The organism is Bacillus sp. JJ1521, assembly GCF_036965165.1.
Lineage (GTDB): Bacteria > Bacillota > Bacilli > Bacillales > Bacillaceae_L > Ferdinandcohnia.
In genome coordinates, this window is record NZ_JBALOX010000095.1 from 21,937 (window position 1) to 38,187 (window position 16,251).

General features: G+C 36.7%; 14 protein-coding genes. 10 read left to right on the top strand and 4 right to left on the bottom strand.

What is annotated here, in order from left to right; all coding sequences use genetic code 11:
- Positions 1-233: 233 nt before the first annotated feature.
- From V7147_RS13895 to V7147_RS13905, 3 genes are read left to right on the top strand one after another with little or no spacing between them, the layout of a single operon-like run.
- Entirely contained in the window at positions 234-1,853 is a 1,620-nt protein-coding gene (locus tag V7147_RS13895) for a spore germination protein (RefSeq protein ID WP_335368447.1), read from the top strand.
- Positions 1,846-2,949 carry a GerAB/ArcD/ProY family transporter gene (locus V7147_RS13900; protein ID WP_335368448.1) on the top strand — a complete coding sequence of 368 codons (1,104 nt, stop codon included), beginning with the start codon at positions 1,846-1,848 and terminating at the stop codon, positions 2,947-2,949. The genes V7147_RS13895 and V7147_RS13900 overlap by 8 nt, the downstream gene beginning before the upstream one ends.
- A complete protein-coding gene (locus tag V7147_RS13905; protein WP_335368449.1) occupies positions 2,946-4,139 on the top strand; it encodes a Ger(x)C family spore germination protein in 1,194 nt (397 codons plus the stop codon). Before V7147_RS13900 ends, V7147_RS13905 begins: the two co-directional genes overlap by 4 nt.
- 428 nt (positions 4,140-4,567) lie before the next feature.
- Here V7147_RS13905 and V7147_RS13910 read toward each other — a convergent pair whose 3' ends face one another.
- Positions 4,568-4,981 carry a MarR family winged helix-turn-helix transcriptional regulator gene (locus V7147_RS13910; RefSeq protein WP_335368450.1) on the bottom strand — a complete coding sequence of 138 codons (414 nt, stop codon included), beginning with the start codon at positions 4,979-4,981 and terminating at the stop codon, positions 4,568-4,570.
- Between the two features lie 45 nt (positions 4,982-5,026).
- Positions 5,027-6,073 (bottom strand): NADH:flavin oxidoreductase/NADH oxidase, encoded by a 1,047-nt coding sequence (locus V7147_RS13915; RefSeq protein ID WP_335368451.1) that lies wholly within the window; start codon positions 6,071-6,073, stop codon positions 5,027-5,029.
- Positions 6,074-6,436: 363 nt separating this feature from the next.
- On the opposite strand from V7147_RS13915, the gene V7147_RS13920 reads away from it, so the two are divergent.
- Together V7147_RS13920 and V7147_RS13925 are read left to right on the top strand one after the other, a co-directional pair.
- Positions 6,437-7,069 (top strand): acetate uptake transporter, encoded by a 633-nt coding sequence (locus tag V7147_RS13920; protein WP_335368452.1) that lies wholly within the window; start codon positions 6,437-6,439, stop codon positions 7,067-7,069.
- 499 nt (positions 7,070-7,568) lie between these two features.
- Positions 7,569-8,330 (top strand): Nif3-like dinuclear metal center hexameric protein, encoded by a 762-nt coding sequence (locus V7147_RS13925; RefSeq protein ID WP_335368453.1) that lies wholly within the window; start codon positions 7,569-7,571, stop codon positions 8,328-8,330.
- Positions 8,331-8,498: 168 nt separating this feature from the next.
- On the opposite strand, the gene V7147_RS13930 is transcribed toward V7147_RS13925, so the two are convergent.
- The gene (locus V7147_RS13930; protein WP_335368454.1) at positions 8,499-12,020 is read right to left on the bottom strand and encodes a bifunctional 2',3'-cyclic-nucleotide 2'-phosphodiesterase/3'-nucleotidase; all 3,522 of its coding nucleotides are present in this window, start codon (positions 12,018-12,020) and stop codon (positions 8,499-8,501) included.
- Positions 12,021-12,498: 478 nt separating this feature from the next.
- On the opposite strand from V7147_RS13930, the gene V7147_RS13935 reads away from it, so the two are divergent.
- From V7147_RS13935 to truA, 3 genes are all read left to right on the top strand, one after another.
- The gene (locus V7147_RS13935; protein WP_335368455.1) at positions 12,499-12,642 is read left to right on the top strand and encodes a hypothetical protein; all 144 of its coding nucleotides are present in this window, start codon (positions 12,499-12,501) and stop codon (positions 12,640-12,642) included.
- Between the two features lie 173 nt (positions 12,643-12,815).
- Positions 12,816-13,331: a spermidine N1-acetyltransferase gene (speG, locus tag V7147_RS13940; protein WP_335368456.1), complete on the top strand. Its 516-nt coding sequence runs from the start codon at positions 12,816-12,818 to the stop codon at positions 13,329-13,331.
- Positions 13,332-13,401: 70 nt separating this feature from the next.
- Positions 13,402-14,139, top strand: a complete 738-nt coding sequence (truA, locus tag V7147_RS13945; RefSeq protein ID WP_335368457.1) for a tRNA pseudouridine(38-40) synthase TruA — start codon at positions 13,402-13,404, stop codon at positions 14,137-14,139.
- 354 nt (positions 14,140-14,493) lie between these two features.
- Here truA and V7147_RS13950 read toward each other — a convergent pair whose 3' ends face one another.
- Positions 14,494-14,916 (bottom strand): VOC family protein, encoded by a 423-nt coding sequence (locus V7147_RS13950; protein WP_335368458.1) that lies wholly within the window; start codon positions 14,914-14,916, stop codon positions 14,494-14,496.
- A gap of 398 nt (positions 14,917-15,314) precedes the next feature.
- On the opposite strand from V7147_RS13950, the gene V7147_RS13955 reads away from it, so the two are divergent.
- Together V7147_RS13955 and V7147_RS13960 are read left to right on the top strand one after the other, a co-directional pair.
- Positions 15,315-15,653 carry an ArsR/SmtB family transcription factor gene (locus tag V7147_RS13955; RefSeq protein WP_335368459.1) on the top strand — a complete coding sequence of 113 codons (339 nt, stop codon included), beginning with the start codon at positions 15,315-15,317 and terminating at the stop codon, positions 15,651-15,653.
- 19 nt (positions 15,654-15,672) lie between these two features.
- The gene (locus V7147_RS13960; RefSeq protein WP_335368460.1) at positions 15,673-16,161 is read left to right on the top strand and encodes an SRPBCC domain-containing protein; all 489 of its coding nucleotides are present in this window, start codon (positions 15,673-15,675) and stop codon (positions 16,159-16,161) included.
- The last annotated feature ends 90 nt before the right edge of the window (positions 16,162-16,251 follow it).

Consider the following 16,251-nt stretch of genomic DNA (forward strand, 5'->3'; position numbering starts at 1 on the left):
TTATATTTTTACCACACAAATCTAAAAAATGATACTTTATTATTAATCTGTGTATCGATTTCTGTACTCCCCTTCCATCATTACAGGTTTTACTTCTTTAATTGTTTGCAGCATTCATTATTTTCCCTTATATAACTCTATAATCCAAAAGTCCTATAAAAGTACTATTTCTCCCAAATTCTGCATGGAAAAAAATGCTTGTAACAAAATACGTAATTGAAGGAGGGAGAAGGATGCCGTCATTTTTTAAAAAGAAAGTAAAACAAGAACAGGAAATCTCCTTACCTGAGAGTCAAGTCTTAGAGTCAAAACAAGAAAATATAAGCAGTAACGTAGAACGAACGGTAGAAGAGGTTACACAAATTTTCGAAAACGATATCGATTTCTCAATTAGAAGGTTTCATTTATTTGGTGAAGCCTTATCTGTCGTTCTGTATATGAGTAGCTTAGTTGATCAAGAAAAAATTGATAGAGATATTATTAAGCCTCTTCAAGAGAAAAGACCTGGTGAGTCGTACATCCAAACCAATATCCATACAGGTTCTCTCACGTCCACCCTACTAAAAGATGTGCTCTATCATTGTTCCGGAACATCCGAGTCCAGACTTTCCAATATATTGACTGGTCTATTGAGAGGACAATGTATCGTTTTAATAGAGGGTTCAGATCAAGCTCTCCTTCTTGATGCATTCAAGCCAGAAAAGCGGGGACTTACACAACCTGACACTGAAAGAGTGGTTCGGGGTCCTCGTGATGGGTTTATTGAACAAATCATGACGAATGTATCCCTACTACGTTATCGTTTGCCTGTTCCAGAGTTCAGAATCGAGCAAATGGAAGTTGGTAGGCGTACAAAAACGAGAGTGGGAATTTGTTATATAGAGGGTATTGTAAACAAGGAATTATTGAATGAGGTAAAAAAGCGTTTAGATCGGATTGATATCGACCGTATACTGGACGCTGGATATATTGAGCAGTTTATTGAGGATAATCCAAGGTCCCCGTTTCCACAGGTTCAAAATACGGAACGGCCAGATAAAGCGGTAGGAAATTTACTTGAAGGTAGAATCGTACTGTTAGTAGATGGTTCCCCATTTGTATTGATTGTACCGGCTATTTTTAATCAATTTTATCAAACGAGTGAGGATTATAATGAGAGATTCTTGATTACGAGTGCTGTTCGCGCTATTCGATTTATGTCTCTCATTTTTTCATTAACGTTTTCGTCCTTTTATGTAACGGTTCTTTCGTATCATCCAGAAATGATTCCTGCAAAATTTGTTGTCGCAGCTTCAAGTGGTCGTGCTGGGGTCCCCTTCCCATCGTTCATAGAGGTACTATTGATGGAGGTCGCGATGGAGATATTACGTGAAGCAACCGTCCGAATGCCGCAGCAGGTGGGTGGGGCGCTCTCAATTGTTGGGGTGCTTGTTATTGGACAAGCGGCTGTTATGGCTGGGTTCGTTAGTCCAATTACAGTTGTAATAATAGCATTGTCAACGATTGGGTCCTTCGCAACACCTTCGTATAATGCAGCAACAGCTTTTCGGATGCTTCGTTTCCCCTTAATCATTCTCGCAGGAACCTTTGGATTATTAGGTTTAGCGTTTGGGGTTATTTTCATCCTCAATCATATGCTATCATTGCGTTCCTTTGGCCTTCCGTATATGGCACCTGTTGCCCCAGGAAATTTTACGGGCATGAAAGATTCATTCATTCGCGCTCCACTGCGATGGTTAAAGAATCGACCAGAGGAGTTACAGCCACAGGATGTAAAAAGGATGGACCCTAAAAAAGAAAGGATTCCCATGTCGTCATTGAATGGTCAAGAGGATGGTGATTCCAATGGATAAACAACGAGAAAAAATTACTACGGTACAGGTGGCATTCATTGTAATTAGCTCTATCCTTGGTGTTGCAACGCTCGTCATTCCGAGGTTTGTGGTCAAGGAAGCGGGTATAGGTGCCCCATTTGCAAGCATAGTTGGAGTTGGAATTACTTTCATCGGTCTTTTAGCAATTGTATATTTGGGAAAAAGATTTCCGAAGCATACCGTCATTACATACAACGAGTTGATCTTAGGAAAAGTTATTGGTCGTTTTTTTAGTGTCATGATCATTCTATTTTTTACAATAATTATGGGCCTTGAAACCCGACAATTTGCTGAGGTAGTCGCAGGTGTACTTCTACCGACAACACCCATTCAAATTGCTATCTTTATGATGATTTTCTTATGTGCAACAGTTGGATTTCAAAATGTTTCAACCTTTGCTTATATCCATTTTTTCTATATGCCGTTAATTATTTTTCCATTTGCACTCGTCTTACTTCCGGCCTTTGGAAATATTGAGGTGTACCACATTACTCCGTTTTTAGGGAATGACCCAACATGGAGAGAATTTTTAAAAGGAAGTATGCTGGTTACACAGTCGATATTAGGATTCTTTATTATTTCAATGGTCATCCCTTATATGAAACAACCAGAAAAAGGTATGAAGGGTGGAGTCTGGGGACTTCTGATTGCTGGCTTTATGGTCATTTTTATAGTGTTCATGACGGTCGGTGTATTTGGGGATGTGGAAATTCTTGAAACGATTTGGCCAACATTAATTCTAGGTAGAATGGTTACCGTTCCTGGCGAAATTTTAGCAAGAGTGGATGCTATTTTGGTTATTTCCTGGATATATGGTGTTTTTACAACACTTCTATCCTATTATTTTATAATTATTCGCGGAATAGGGGAACTTTTTCGATATTACAATTACCGGGTGATCGCAGCAGCGGGTTTTCCAGTTGTTTTTTGTATAGCCATTTATCCTCAAAATATTTATCACATGTATGATTTAATATTGCTAGTAACATCTTGTGGCCTTCCTTTAACGATAGTATTTCCTGTGATCCTTTTAGGAATCGCCAAGCTTCGCAAGAGAGGAGGAGTTTCGGCATGAGAATCGTCCGAGTTTTTACGAACCTTCTTGTAGTTACTCTTTTTTTAACAGGATGCTGGGACAGGTACGAACTGGAGGATCGTGCAAATATACTGGCGCTTGCGATTGATCTTGCTGAGGGGAATGAGGGAGAAGAAGTAACACATCGTGATGGAGACTTTCCAGAAGGGAAAGAAGATCATTTATATAAGGTTACTGCCCAAATCGCATTACCTGGAAAAATCAAGCTTGGACCTGAAGGCGGTGGAGGGGGAGGCTCAGAGAAAACAGCGTGGTTATTAGAAACATATGGACATACGATTAAGGATGCCATGGCCAATCTCCAACAACAGCTTGCTGAAAAATTATATCTCGGTCATCTACAGATTGTTGTGATATCTGATGAAATTGCGAAGAAGGGTATAATGGATATAAGTGAATTTTTAAAGCGTGATTACGAGGTCAGAAGAACATCCTGGATGGTTATTAATAAAAAAGATGCCGCAAAAGTCTTGAGAGCAGCCCCACCACTTGAAACAGTACCTGCACTTTATTTAGCAGATACACTAGATAATGCGGTCCGTTTTGGAAAGCTACCAAAGGAATATCTCGGAAACTTTTGGATAGATGTTTCAGATAAAGGGATTGACCCAGTACTTCCAGGGGTAAAGGTCATTAACAATGATCGAATTATGGTTGATGGACTCGTCTATTTTCGAGGTGAAAAAATGGTTGGTCTAACATCCCCAATTGAAATAGGTGCATTTATGGATATGAAAGGGAGGACCTCCGGCGGTTACCCTATAAGCGTCTCATTAGATGATACAAGTGTTTATATTATTCAAACGCAAGAACGAGACTCTAAAATAACTGTCGATGTAAAAAAGGGAATTCCGAGCGCGACCATTCATGTAGAAATAGATGCCATTCTTGAGGAAGCCATAGACGTAACCGTAACCGGCGACAAAATCAAGCAAATTGAAAAAGCAGCCAATCATAAAATGGAAGAAGTCAGTAGTGAGTTAATCATGCAGCTACAGGAGCAAGGGTCAGATGCCCTTGGCCTAGGCGCCCGAGTAAGAGCCAAATACGGTACGTATTGGGACCAGGAAGTAAAAAACGATGAAAAATGGTCAGAGATATACAAAGATATGAAGATAAAAGTTACATTTGACTATACAATCCGTAGAACTGGGATGGATTGGGAGTAGGGGGTCTTGTTGGGCCCCCTTGGGTATGTTGTGGGATTAAAATGCATATTTCCAGATTATTGCAAACCCGAATATAAGAAAAATATGAACCTCCAAAAAATGTTTTTGAGAGAGGGCATAAATATAGGAAGTTGGAAATATATTGAGACACCTTATTTCTGTAGTACTACCATTACTGTTAAAGGTAGTCACGTTATTTCATTAAAGGGCCATATTGTGGAGCAATACTTTTAAAGAAAATTGGATTTATAGGCTAAAATTTAGAAGGGATGTGAAATTTTAAGTAACGAGCAGTAGTTGAATAAGAAAAGCCGATAAAGTTGTTCACAGGAAGCCAGGCTCTCGTACTAAGCTCACAAATGTCTTGAAAAAATGCATTACTAAAGTACCTTCTTAGAAGAGACTAGGTAATGCATTTCGTATGGGTTCTATTCAGCAAATAATTTTATGTTGCTAATATCTTTTTCTGAAAGAGACTGTTGTAAGATACTATTTACCTCACTCAATATATTACGTATATGCTGTTGACCACTCGGAGTCAGTACGACAAAAACACTACGTTTATCCTCAACATAACTAGCTCTTTCCACTGGTTGAAGGTGGTGTTGCTCAAGTCTTGAAACCAAACGAGATAAAGCACTTTGGCTAAGACCGACCATATTCTGAAGCTGCGATAGCCGGAGTTTCTTTTCACTGTTTTCATTCAGAAACATCATTAAATAAAATTCATTCAAACCTAAATGGTATTTGTGTTGAAGTAAATAATCTAATGACTGCGTAATTCTATTATGGAATTTTGAAAAGTTTACCCATGTATGGATTAATTGTTCAGGTTGATTCATAGCCATCGCCTTTCAAAAATACTATCCCAATTATATCATTCCCTGTTATCGAATTCCTCTACTATATTGAAATGGCGGGTTTACATTCCGAGTTACTTCTTTTATAGCATGTAAACTCCAATAGGGATCATTTAACATTCCTCTGGCAACCGCAATTAAATCGGCATCATTATTTGATAAAGTCGCCTCAGCTACTTGTGGATTATCTAACATGCCAACAGCTATGACAGGGATTCCAAATTCCTCTTTGAAGGCTCGGGCAAAAGGGATTTGATATCCAGGATAATTACCTGGTTTTATGGTACCCGGTACGCCTTCTCCTCCAGATGAAACATGGAAGATATCTATGCCAGCTGATTTGTACTTTTTAGCTATATCAAGTGAATGCTCTAATCCATACCCACCGTCTATATACTCAATCGCAGAAATTCGCATAATTAATGGCATGTCCTCTGGCATGACGGATTTCACTGCGCGAATGACTTCTACACCAAATTTTGATAAATCTTCACCATATAGATCGTTTCTATTATTAATACTAGGAGACATGAACTGATGTAGGAGATAACCATGTGCTCCATGAAGTTCTATTGTATCAAAGCCCGCCTCGACTGCTCTTCTGGCAGCATTCTTAAACTGCTCAATCGTTTGTTTAATTTCCTCAATTGTTAAAGCACGAGGTTGTTTAAGTCCACCATATTTTGTTTCCTCGGGCAAAGCTTCGCCTTGTATATTAGAAGGTCCAACAGGCTGGGTTGCATCTTCTGCTTTTCTACCAGCATGAGCTATTTGTATACCGATTTTTGACCCATATTTATGAACCTCGGATACAATACGCTTATAGGCAGGAATTTGAGCATCTTCCCATAATCCTATGTCTTGATTCGTAATTCTACCTTCAGGGGTTACACTCGTCATTTCCATAATAATTAAACCTGTACCCCCTATAGCTCTAGATACATAGTGAACAAAATGCCAATCATTCGGTATTCCATCTTCTTTATCCACAGAATATTGACACATTGGTGCCATTACAATTCGATTTTTAAGTTTTAATCCTTTAACTTGAAAAGGAGTATCAATTGTTTTCATTATCGTTTCCCTCCTACGAAAATACATGCATGTGCATGCATGTATAATATGATAATTATTAAATTTATGCAAACGAAAAGGAACACATATTACGTCTAAATGTTTGTTTGTGAATGGTTGTACTTAAAATTAAGATTCTTTGTCCTTATCCAATTCTGGGAGATTTCTATAATAACAGGAAAACGGTCAATTAATTGGATTAGGTGATTGCCACTAACGTCTTAAGTACATCGTTATAATGAATAGAAGGTGTACAACTTTCAGCAATATTTGGTAGAGAAGGAAAGTTGACATGACAGTATCGCCGTGTCTATAATACAGCCTAGTGTGTTAACAAAAGTATATCAATTTGGAGTGACTATTTTGGAAAAGAATGTTACAAACATCAAAGAACTAACAGCAAACCCTGCTCCACTTGGATTAATGGGATTCGGGATGACAACAATCTTGCTGAACATTCATAATGCAGGTTTTTTTGAATTGGATGCAATGATTTTAGGAATGGGAATATTTTATGGTGGATTAGCACAAGTTATTGCGGGCATCATGGAATTCAAGAAAAACAATACATTTGGAACAACAGCCTTTACGTCCTATGGTTTTTTCTGGTTATCATTGGTTGCTTTAAACATGATTCCATTAATGGGCTATGGTGAGGCAGCTGGTTCGTTATCAATGGCAGCTTATCTGTTTATGTGGGGACTTTTCACGTTATTCATGTTTATCGGAACTTTGCGTATTAACAAAGCCCTTCAAGTTGTTTTTGGAACACTTACGATTCTATTTTTCTTATTGGCAATTGGAAATTTTACAGGCTCTAGCTTGATTTTTACGATTGCTGGATATGAAGGGATTCTTTGTGGGTTTACAGCCATCTATGCGGCTATGGCACAAGTGCTAAATGAAGTATATGGTAAAACTATTTTACCAATTGGTGAAATTAAAGTTCAAGAGCGTCTAGTAAATGACTTTAAATCAAAAAAAATAGTTAGTTAATCTAATAATTAATTTCTTTTGGAGCGTTTCTTATTATTTAATTATTATAAGAGTTCAAATTAACAACCTATTTTTATATTTATACCACAGTCATACTCTACACACGTTGAGACAGTCGCGTTGCTAGAGTTGAAATAAGCTTGGTATCAGTGGTTTAGCGTATTTTAGTTAATATCGATATAAATTTGTATTCCCTCAGACTAAAAGTCTGGGGGAATATCTTTAGGGTCTAACTTTTACAAAGAACTAAGAGTTCTGCGAAAGATTTATAGGTTTTCATAATAATAGGTTTGGAAAGAGAATAAACTTGATTGTTATTGTATAGGAAATATATGGGTGTGATAATATGGGGTAAGGGGTAAGTGCTTAGAGAAAATTTATATAAGAATCAAGAAATTAGATCAAGAATAGAAGCCTTAAGAAAAACTAGAAAGAAATGAATAAAAGAACTAAATATGATAAAAGAAGCAAATCAAAAGATAACTGAGGAGGCAAGTACATGGATGTTTCATATATTGTTGAACGAATTGATGCTCTTTTTAATGTAACAAATAAGGAAATCTATTCTAGTGAATCAGGGATTACATACCAAGCAGATAAAAAAGTTAAAAAAGTAGGATACTGTGTGAACCTAACTCTTGAAACTATAGAGGAAGCAAGAATTTGTGGGGTTGATATGATGGTGACACACCATGATGCTTGGGATGAAATATATGGATTAAAGGACGCATGCATAGAAAAACTAGCTGAGTATGGTATAAGTCACTACTATAATCACCTGCCACTTGATGACTGTAACTTTGGAACAAATGATAGTTTATTAAAAAAATTGAATTTAGAAATTGTGAAAAGGACCCACGAATGGGAAGGGTTATATTTTGGTAGAGTCGCAGAATATGATGAAGAAATTGAATTAAATGAATTTGTGGAAGCTATTGAAAGTCTACTAGAAGAACCAGTTAAATATTGGCGGTTTAATGACAAAAAGGTGAAGCGAGTAGGCTTAGTCTGTGGGAATGGTGCGCCAACAGCTTGCCTTAAGGAAGCAGTTGAAAATAAGTGTGATGTATATATTACAGGTGAATGTAATTTGTATACGATTCAATATGCGCAGTTTAAAGGGATAAATCTTATCATTGGGAGTCATACTTTTACAGAATTCTTTGGAATTGAAAGTTTAGCATTGAAATTGAATGAGAATATAAAAGAACTTGAAGTAGTGAGAATTAATGAAGAGCATTATGAAGCGAATATAAAATAAGAAATACAAACAGAGAAATACGTATAATGAAGGCTTCTACTGTAGGAAAGTCGTCTATCCTTTTAAAACTCTTTCTTATAATCAGTACGATAGATATTATAGTGATAAAGAAATTATACATAAGGACTGTATGGATTCGTTAATAGAATCTATACAGTCCTCTGTTAATTAGTTAACTCTTTGAATTCTACCTTCAGACTTATATTCAAAAGGAGAAGGTAATGTTTTTACAAAATCAACGGTTGCGTCAACATCTACTGGGCCAACTTCTAAATCAGTAGAAAGAGCCCCAATACCGTAATTAAGGTTTCCAGTCATATAGTTGTTGACAACAACTGTGTATTCTTTCGTTTTATCAATCTTGCTTCCGTCTGGTAAGAAGATGTCTATAACCTTGCCTGTTTTAGCTGTGCTGTCATAAGTATACGTGTATTTAAAGCCGGCAATATGGAAGTCAAGACCTCTATCTGTAATCTGGTTATTTAAAACGGTCTCTAAATCTGCACCGCTAAGTGTTACTTTATTTAACACATTCCCAAACGGCTGAATGGCAAATAAATCACCGAATGTTACTTCACCTGTTTCTAATGGTGAGCGGACACCGCCACCATTCATCATGGCAAAGTCAGTGTTCATTGCAGCTTTCATACCATCCGCAATAAGATTTCCAAGTGCGAAATCCCCAAATTCATTCGCTACAGTTGGATAATTTTTTTCAAGTGTTGATAAAGATTGCCCAACAACTTGTGCTTTAATTGGTTCAGCCTTCTCGGCATATTTCTTCATAATCGCTGCAACTTCTGGATCTGGAGTATAGTCCTTTTGATAAACAGTTTTAATCTCTGCGGATTTATGAATGATATCTCCAGTAACTCGGTCAATTTCAACTTCTACATCAGAAAAAGCAGATCCATAAGAATAGGCTTGAACAATTAGTTTATTGTCAACTACTCGGTTTACCATTGCGTGGTTGTGTGCAGCAAAGATGACATCTACTTCATCATCAATTTGTTCTGCAATTCTGCTAGCATCAAATGAATCTGTATTACCTGTTTGGGTAGCGGGATTATGTGCAAGGACGATGATTGCTTCGATTCCTTGCCCCTTTAATTCTTCAGAATACTTGTTAATGGCTTCAACTTCGTCTGTAATTTGTAATGATTCGTTTCCTTTTCTCACAATCATGGAAGGAGTTTCTTGAGTAACAACTCCTATCACACCAATTTTTTCACCTTCCATTGTGAATACAGCGTAAGGATCCGTAATTAAATTTCCATCTCTTGTATCATAGGCATTTGCTGCAACAAGAGGGAAGTTCATTCCGTCATAACCAACCGATCCGTTTGGGTGATCTCCACCGTTCATCATACGGTGTAGTTCATCAATCCCTTCATCAAACTCGTGATTTCCGAAAGTACCTGCATCAAAACCGATGTTTTCCAATATTTCAATGGTAGGCTCGTCTTGGAATAGAGCGGAAATCAATGGGCTTCCACCAATCATATCGCCTGAATGTAAAATTAGTGTATTTGGATTTGTTGCCTCTTCTTGTTTTAATGCAGCGGCTAAATACTCAATATGCCCAGCTAATAAATCTCCAACCTTTGTAACCGTATCTAACTGTCCGTGCAAATCATTTACTCCTAAAAGTTGAACCTTTAATCGGTCGCTATCCGAATGGCTATTTAAGTTGAAATTAAAGATTCCAAAGCCTTTTGAATCGGTTTTGCCCGTAAAAGAGAATGGGCTTCCTTCCATGATATATTGCTCTGCCTTTGGAGAAGTTGTAAAAGTAATATTCACATTTCCTGAGATTGGAGCAATAGACCAGTTTCCATCTGCTGTCGGAGTAATTTCTTTCACCTCAGAAATGTAGTCCATTAAAACTTGACGGTTTTCATCTGCAGAATCGACTACTATTTCACTTTCTTTTAGTCCAGGAAAATTCCCACCGCCGCCAGCACGGTAATTATTTGTAACTACGATAAATTCTTGCTCAGGATCTACAGGTTCATCCTTATATTTAAGATTTATCACACGACTTGAGTCTGGATTTAGAAGCGTGCCATTTGGAGCGTATTTGGCAGGCTTTGTAACATCAATTTGATATTCTACGCCATCAATTACATCAAAGTTAAATACTTGAAATGCAGGATTTATTAACGGCTGTTCAGTTGTTTTTGAACGATCAATCGTATTGTATTGACCAGCGGACATTTCAAGCCACTCTTTAACAACCGAACCTTTTATTTTAATAGCTTTTAAAGTGTTGTCATAAAGATATAAGTCACCTGCACTACGAATCGTCAAATCACCTTTTTTGATTTCTGTGTATTCATCAACACCATTACGCCCGGCTTTAAAAGGGGCTCCTGCTGATAAAATTGGCAGATCTTTTAATTCTGGCTTGTTTAGTTCAATATATTTTTCGACATACCATTTTTGTGCGTTTGTAACTACTTGGATAGACGGATCATCTTGTACAAGTGCGAAATAGCTATAAATGTCATCCGTTGTAGTACCAATTGGTGTATTAACATATTTTAAGGTAGCTTCATGATCTTCTTTTACAGCATCAACAATTGCTGGGTCTGGCTGAACAGACTCTATTTGTCTAGTAGAGGATTGGGAATTAGAAACAGACCATTTTCCTTTTACTTTTTGTAAGGTAAGATCAATAATTCCTAATGCTCCGCCTCCAAATCCAGCTTGTACAGCAGCAACACCGTTGATTGTTCCTTTTTCGTTATCGACTCCAGGTAGTGGTTGTCCATCGGCACCTTTGAACAATGCATCTAAACTAGCTACATTGTTTGCTGGAAATGTTTTATGCGTGTGTGAAAATGTAATAGCATCAATACCGGGTACTTTACTTAAAGCATATATTGTATCTTCGGTATTTGCTTCATTTTCACTAAAACCTGAATGAGCTAATGCGATAATGACATCTGCCCCTTCTTCTTTCATTATAGGAATATAGTTTTTAGCTGTTTCTACTATGTTTTTGGTGATGACCTTTCCATCTAGATTCGATTTATCCCACTCATTAATTTGAGGAGGAACAAATCCGATATATCCGATTTTGATGACATTTGTTTTACCAGATTCATCTTTTACTTTTTTATTTACAATTTTATAAGGGTTAAATTTATTAATATCGTTAGTTGGATCATTATCATGATCGTCAACATATACATTCGCATTTACAAAAGAGAAGTTTGCATCATCGTATACTTCGTCTAAATACTCCAACCCATAATTAAACTCATGGTTTCCAAGTGTGGCCATATCATAGCCCATTAAGTTCATGGCATTGATTGCTGGATGTATTTCACCTTCCTCTAAAGGGTCAATTTTTGCTTTGTATGTACCGAGAGGATTTCCTTGTATAAGGTCACCATTGTCCACCAGTACAGAGTTTTTTACTTCTGCTCGTGCTTCTTTAACAAGAGTTGCAGTTTTAGCCAGTCCCAGTTTAGGTGCCGAACTATTTTTGTAATAGTCAAAGCTTAGTAGATTTGTATGAATATCAGTCGTTTCCATGATGCGAAGATCAACCTGTGATTGAATCTTGTCATTGGCGGGTTTTGCAGCCATTACGTTGCCAGACAAGAAAGGAGCTGCTAACACGGTGATTGCAAGTGTACTGGACAAAATTTTCTTGCCACTGTTTCTTTTTCCAAATTTCATTATGCACTCATCCTTCTATATTTTTTTTTGTTCAATAGGTCCAAAAATTAATATAGCAGAATAAATTTTACGGTAGTGTAAATTTTTCGAAAATTAGGTATATAGTAATAGTGATTTTTTCATTTTAGGCATTAATTGGTTAATTGTACCTATCTATTGATCTGGTAAATTCATATTGTTTTGAGAATAAATATATAGGCAGGTTGTGGGGGATACATGTTAATTAGTCGACGATTTATAGTGGAGTAGAATAATTGTAAATACAAGTTTACATTTTATTGACCTCCAAAAAGAGGAAGATTAAAAGGATATGTAAATTATATTTTGAGAGTTTATTGAGAGGCATCGTGGCAGTACCTTATCCATTTGGTAATTATGATTAAACAGGTAATAGATGCATTTGAAGTGGCTTTAGTGATCGCACCTTCAATCAGAACACATCATCTAGGTGAAAATCCTAGGATGGGAGGTGTGTCATATGAGGGACTCGATCAAGCGAATAGCCCAACAGTTTATCGTTTCTCACTATCCTGAAGCAGAAATTGTCTGGGTAGGTGGAAGTGTTGTTTCTGGAAATCTAAATTTTACGAATTCAGGGTTTTGTTTTATCACGATTATCTGAATCAAAATGTCTCCAGCCCTCTTAACTTGTTTATCGTTTGAGGTTCTACTATCATTATGGTAAGTATGTTTTTAGCAAATCATGGTTTTAAGAAAGAACTTTAAACCATCTTAAATGATATCTTCATGGGAACACCCCACTGATTGAGTGCAGGATTCGGAGGATGAAAAGTAATGAGCGATGTGAAATTAAGGCCTTTAGAAAGAGTAGACTTAGGATTTGTACATAAATTAAATATTAATGCAAACATCATGTCCTATTGGTTTGAGGAGCCATATGAATCGTTTGTTGAATTACAGGATTTGTATGATAAACATATCCATGATCAGGGTGAAAGAAGATTTATTGTGCAAAAAGGCGATGAAATGGTGGGGCTGGTCGAATTAGTAGAGATTGATTATATTCATCGTAGGGTGGAATTTCAAATTATTATTGATCCGAATCATCAAGGGCAAGGATATGCGAAGTCTGCAACATATCTCGCAATGGACTACGCGTTTTCTGTATTAAATATGTATAAATTATATTTAATCGTTGATAAAACGAATGAAAAAGCGATTCATATATACAATAAACTTGGTTTTCAGTTCGAAGGGGAATTAATTGATGAGTTTTTTGTTGGCGGCGAATATCATAATGCAATAAGAATGTGTATGTTTCAACATCAATATTTTAATAGGGGTTCTTGAGATTGTACAAGTCCCTTTAATCGGCACGATAGATACCAAAGCGATAAAGTAATTTTACAAGGAGAAAGCAATGAACAATTATAAATTAACCATTCAGTATGATGGTGGCCGTTACAAGGGTTGGCAACGACTTGGTAATGGTGACAATACGATTCAAGGGAAAATTGAAAATGTATTAACAGAGTTAGCAGGGGAAAAAATTGAAATTATTGGATCCGGAAGAACGGATGCAGGTGTACATGCTCTTGCCCAAATCGCTAATTTTAAGATGCAAAAAAATGCAACGGAAGATGAAGTAATGCATTATTTAAACAGATATCTTCCTAACGATATTAGTGTTGTGGACGTTACATTAATTCATGATCGTTTTCACGCGCGTTATAATGCTAAGGATAAAACCTATTTGTATAAGATTTGGAACGAGCCATATACACATCCCTTTATGCGAAAGTACAGTATGCATGTGGAGGAAAAGCTTGATATTGAAAAAATGAGACAGGCATCTCAATATTTTCTAGGGAAGCATGACTTTACTTCCTATTCCAACGCAAAGTCCAAGAAAAAGTCTATGGTTCGCGAAATATACTCGCTTGAGATAAATGAAAATGCGGGCTTTATCGAAATTAAAGTGCGAGGCAATGGCTTCCTTTACAATATGGTGAGAAAAATTGTAGGAACGTTAATTGAAGTTGGATTAGGAGAAAAAGAAGCTGCTTCAATACCAAGTATTCTTGAATCTAAAGAAAGAATTCAAACAGGTCGTATGGCGGATGCTGAAGGGTTGTACTTGGAGAAGGTTGGTTTTTAAACCATCACCTAATTTTAATTCCATCTGAAGATTAATCACCAGCATTTCATGTATTGCCACATATAAAACCCATGTGGAGTGCGTTGCGTTGATAAAGTTTAAATAGATTGGTATCAATAGCTTTAGCATATTTTAGTTGTATTTTATGTTTCCTCAAACAAATAGTTCAGGGGATTTTTTGAGCTCGACTTCTTACTATTACACAAATCTAATGTTTACGTGAGATGATCAATTGATTTACGTAGTTGCTTGTTGAATTGGAAAAAATTGTTTAAAAAGGCTTGGAATTGGCACCAAGCCTAAATTATTTACTTTTATTAACGCCGACATTATTTGAAAAAATATTACCTTATTTTAATCTGTAAAGTCCCAAGCTGGATTATATACAACTTCCCATAAATGTCCATCGGGGTCTTGAAAGTATCCTGAGTATCCTCCCCAAAAGGTATCATGTGCTGGAACTGTTACAATTGCACCAGCCAACCTTGCCTGTTCCATTACCATATCGACCATTTCTTTACTCTCAACATTATGACCAATCGTAAATTCAGTTGGACTTATCGGTGTCTGGTTTATGCTTGTGTCATGTGCTATATCTTTGCGTTTCCAAATTGCGAGTTTTAAACCTGATTGTAAATCGAAAAATGCAACAGCACCATGCTCAAACTCTTGACCTACCAATCCTTCTGTCGGTAGTCCAAGTCCGTCTTTGTAAAATTTCAAAGACCTTTCCAAGTCATCTACGCCCAATGTTATAACTGAGATTCTTGGTTTCATCTAATCGCTCCTATCAAATTTATTTTGCATATTTTAATATTGTAGGGCTTTCAAATCTCGACATGATCAAAGTATTACTGTTTTTTCGGTAATGCCCCGTAAGTTAAAAACTGATATACAGGGTAACTCCTATTACAATGACAAATTTTAACATGCTTATATTGTACAATAATTTCAGAGGAGAAGTAGTAAAAAAATTAAATCCTATTTTCGTGATAAGGTTTCTGATTATATAACATGAATGAAGGCTCCCTATAATATTGAACGAAAGTCTGTTTGCCTAAGTAAAGTATGTAAAAAATTTTGATAAAGTTTTATTTTGCATATTCCTTAGCGGGAATATTTATGTGTAGGTATATTAAGAGCGAATAATGATTAAAAGGAGCTGGAAAAATAAGATGGATTATACAACAATCTTAAGCTCTCTTGTAGAGCCTAGTAGGTTAAAGATTGTTGAATTACTTCGTAAAGGTCCACAAACAGTATGGGAAATAGCAGACCATCTTCATATTCGCCAGCCACAAGCATCTAAACATCTTCGTGTACTGCATGAAGTGGGAATTGTGGAGTTTGATGCAGAAGAAAATCGTCGAATATACAAGCTGAGGTCTGAGCCCTTCAAAGCCTTAGGTTCATGGTTAAATGAATACCGTGACATGTGGGAAGAAAAATTCGACAACTTGGATCGATATTTGCAGGATCTGCAAAAGATAGAAAATAAAGAAAATGAAAACTAGAAATAGTGGAGGTATCACAATGACAACTCAAATCAAAATCACTCATACTTACAATGCACCACGTGATCTTGTGTTTAAGGCATTTACTGAATCAGAACACTTAAAGAACTGGTGGGGGCCAAAAGGATGGACGTTTGAGGTTTCTAAATCAGATTTCCGTCCGGGTGGTGTCTTTCATTACAGCCAGAAACCTGCTGATGGCAACGTAATGTGGGTTAAATTTGTTTACAGTGAAATTATTGCACCGGAGAAAATCGTATATACTAGTTTCTTTTCTGATAAAGAAGGTAACACTGTGCGTGCACCCTTTGACGCTAATTGGCCGATGGAAACACTAAATACCATTACGTTCAATGAGGACGAAGGAAAAACAACCTTAACTATGATTGTGGCCCCCGTATCCCCGACTGAGGAAGAGATCAAAACCTTCGAGGATTCAAAAGATATGGCTCGAGAAGGACATACCGGTACCCTTAATGAATTAGAAGAATACCTAACAAAGATATAAACGTTTAACATAGCCTCTAAGGTAAATCTATTTCATTGCTAAGCTTTAAAGTAGAGAAAACTAATCATGCCTGACAACAGTGTATAACTG

Excerpts from the sequence above, each read along its gene's own strand:
- V7147_RS13950 (WP_335368458.1), bottom strand. The coding sequence starts at position 14,916 with ATGAAACCAAGAATCTCAGTTATAACATTGGGCGTAGATGACTTGGAA.
- V7147_RS13955 (WP_335368459.1), top strand. The coding sequence starts at position 15,315 with ATGGATTATACAACAATCTTAAGCTCTCTTGTAGAGCCTAGTAGGTTA.
- V7147_RS13900 (WP_335368448.1), top strand. The coding sequence starts at position 1,846 with ATGGATAAACAACGAGAAAAAATTACTACGGTACAGGTGGCATTCATT.
- V7147_RS13915 (WP_335368451.1), bottom strand. The coding sequence starts at position 6,073 with ATGAAAACAATTGATACTCCTTTTCAAGTTAAAGGATTAAAACTTAAA.
- V7147_RS13905 (WP_335368449.1), top strand. The coding sequence starts at position 2,946 with ATGAGAATCGTCCGAGTTTTTACGAACCTTCTTGTAGTTACTCTTTTT.
- V7147_RS13895 (WP_335368447.1), top strand. The coding sequence starts at position 234 with ATGCCGTCATTTTTTAAAAAGAAAGTAAAACAAGAACAGGAAATCTCC.
- V7147_RS13925 (WP_335368453.1), top strand. The coding sequence starts at position 7,569 with ATGGATGTTTCATATATTGTTGAACGAATTGATGCTCTTTTTAATGTA.
- V7147_RS13935 (WP_335368455.1), top strand. The coding sequence starts at position 12,499 with ATGAGGGACTCGATCAAGCGAATAGCCCAACAGTTTATCGTTTCTCAC.
- V7147_RS13960 (WP_335368460.1), top strand. The coding sequence starts at position 15,673 with ATGACAACTCAAATCAAAATCACTCATACTTACAATGCACCACGTGAT.
- truA (WP_335368457.1), top strand. The coding sequence starts at position 13,402 with ATGAACAATTATAAATTAACCATTCAGTATGATGGTGGCCGTTACAAG.
- V7147_RS13910 (WP_335368450.1), bottom strand. The coding sequence starts at position 4,981 with ATGAATCAACCTGAACAATTAATCCATACATGGGTAAACTTTTCAAAA.
- V7147_RS13930 (WP_335368454.1), bottom strand. The coding sequence starts at position 12,020 with ATGAAATTTGGAAAAAGAAACAGTGGCAAGAAAATTTTGTCCAGTACA.
- speG (WP_335368456.1), top strand. The coding sequence starts at position 12,816 with ATGAGCGATGTGAAATTAAGGCCTTTAGAAAGAGTAGACTTAGGATTT.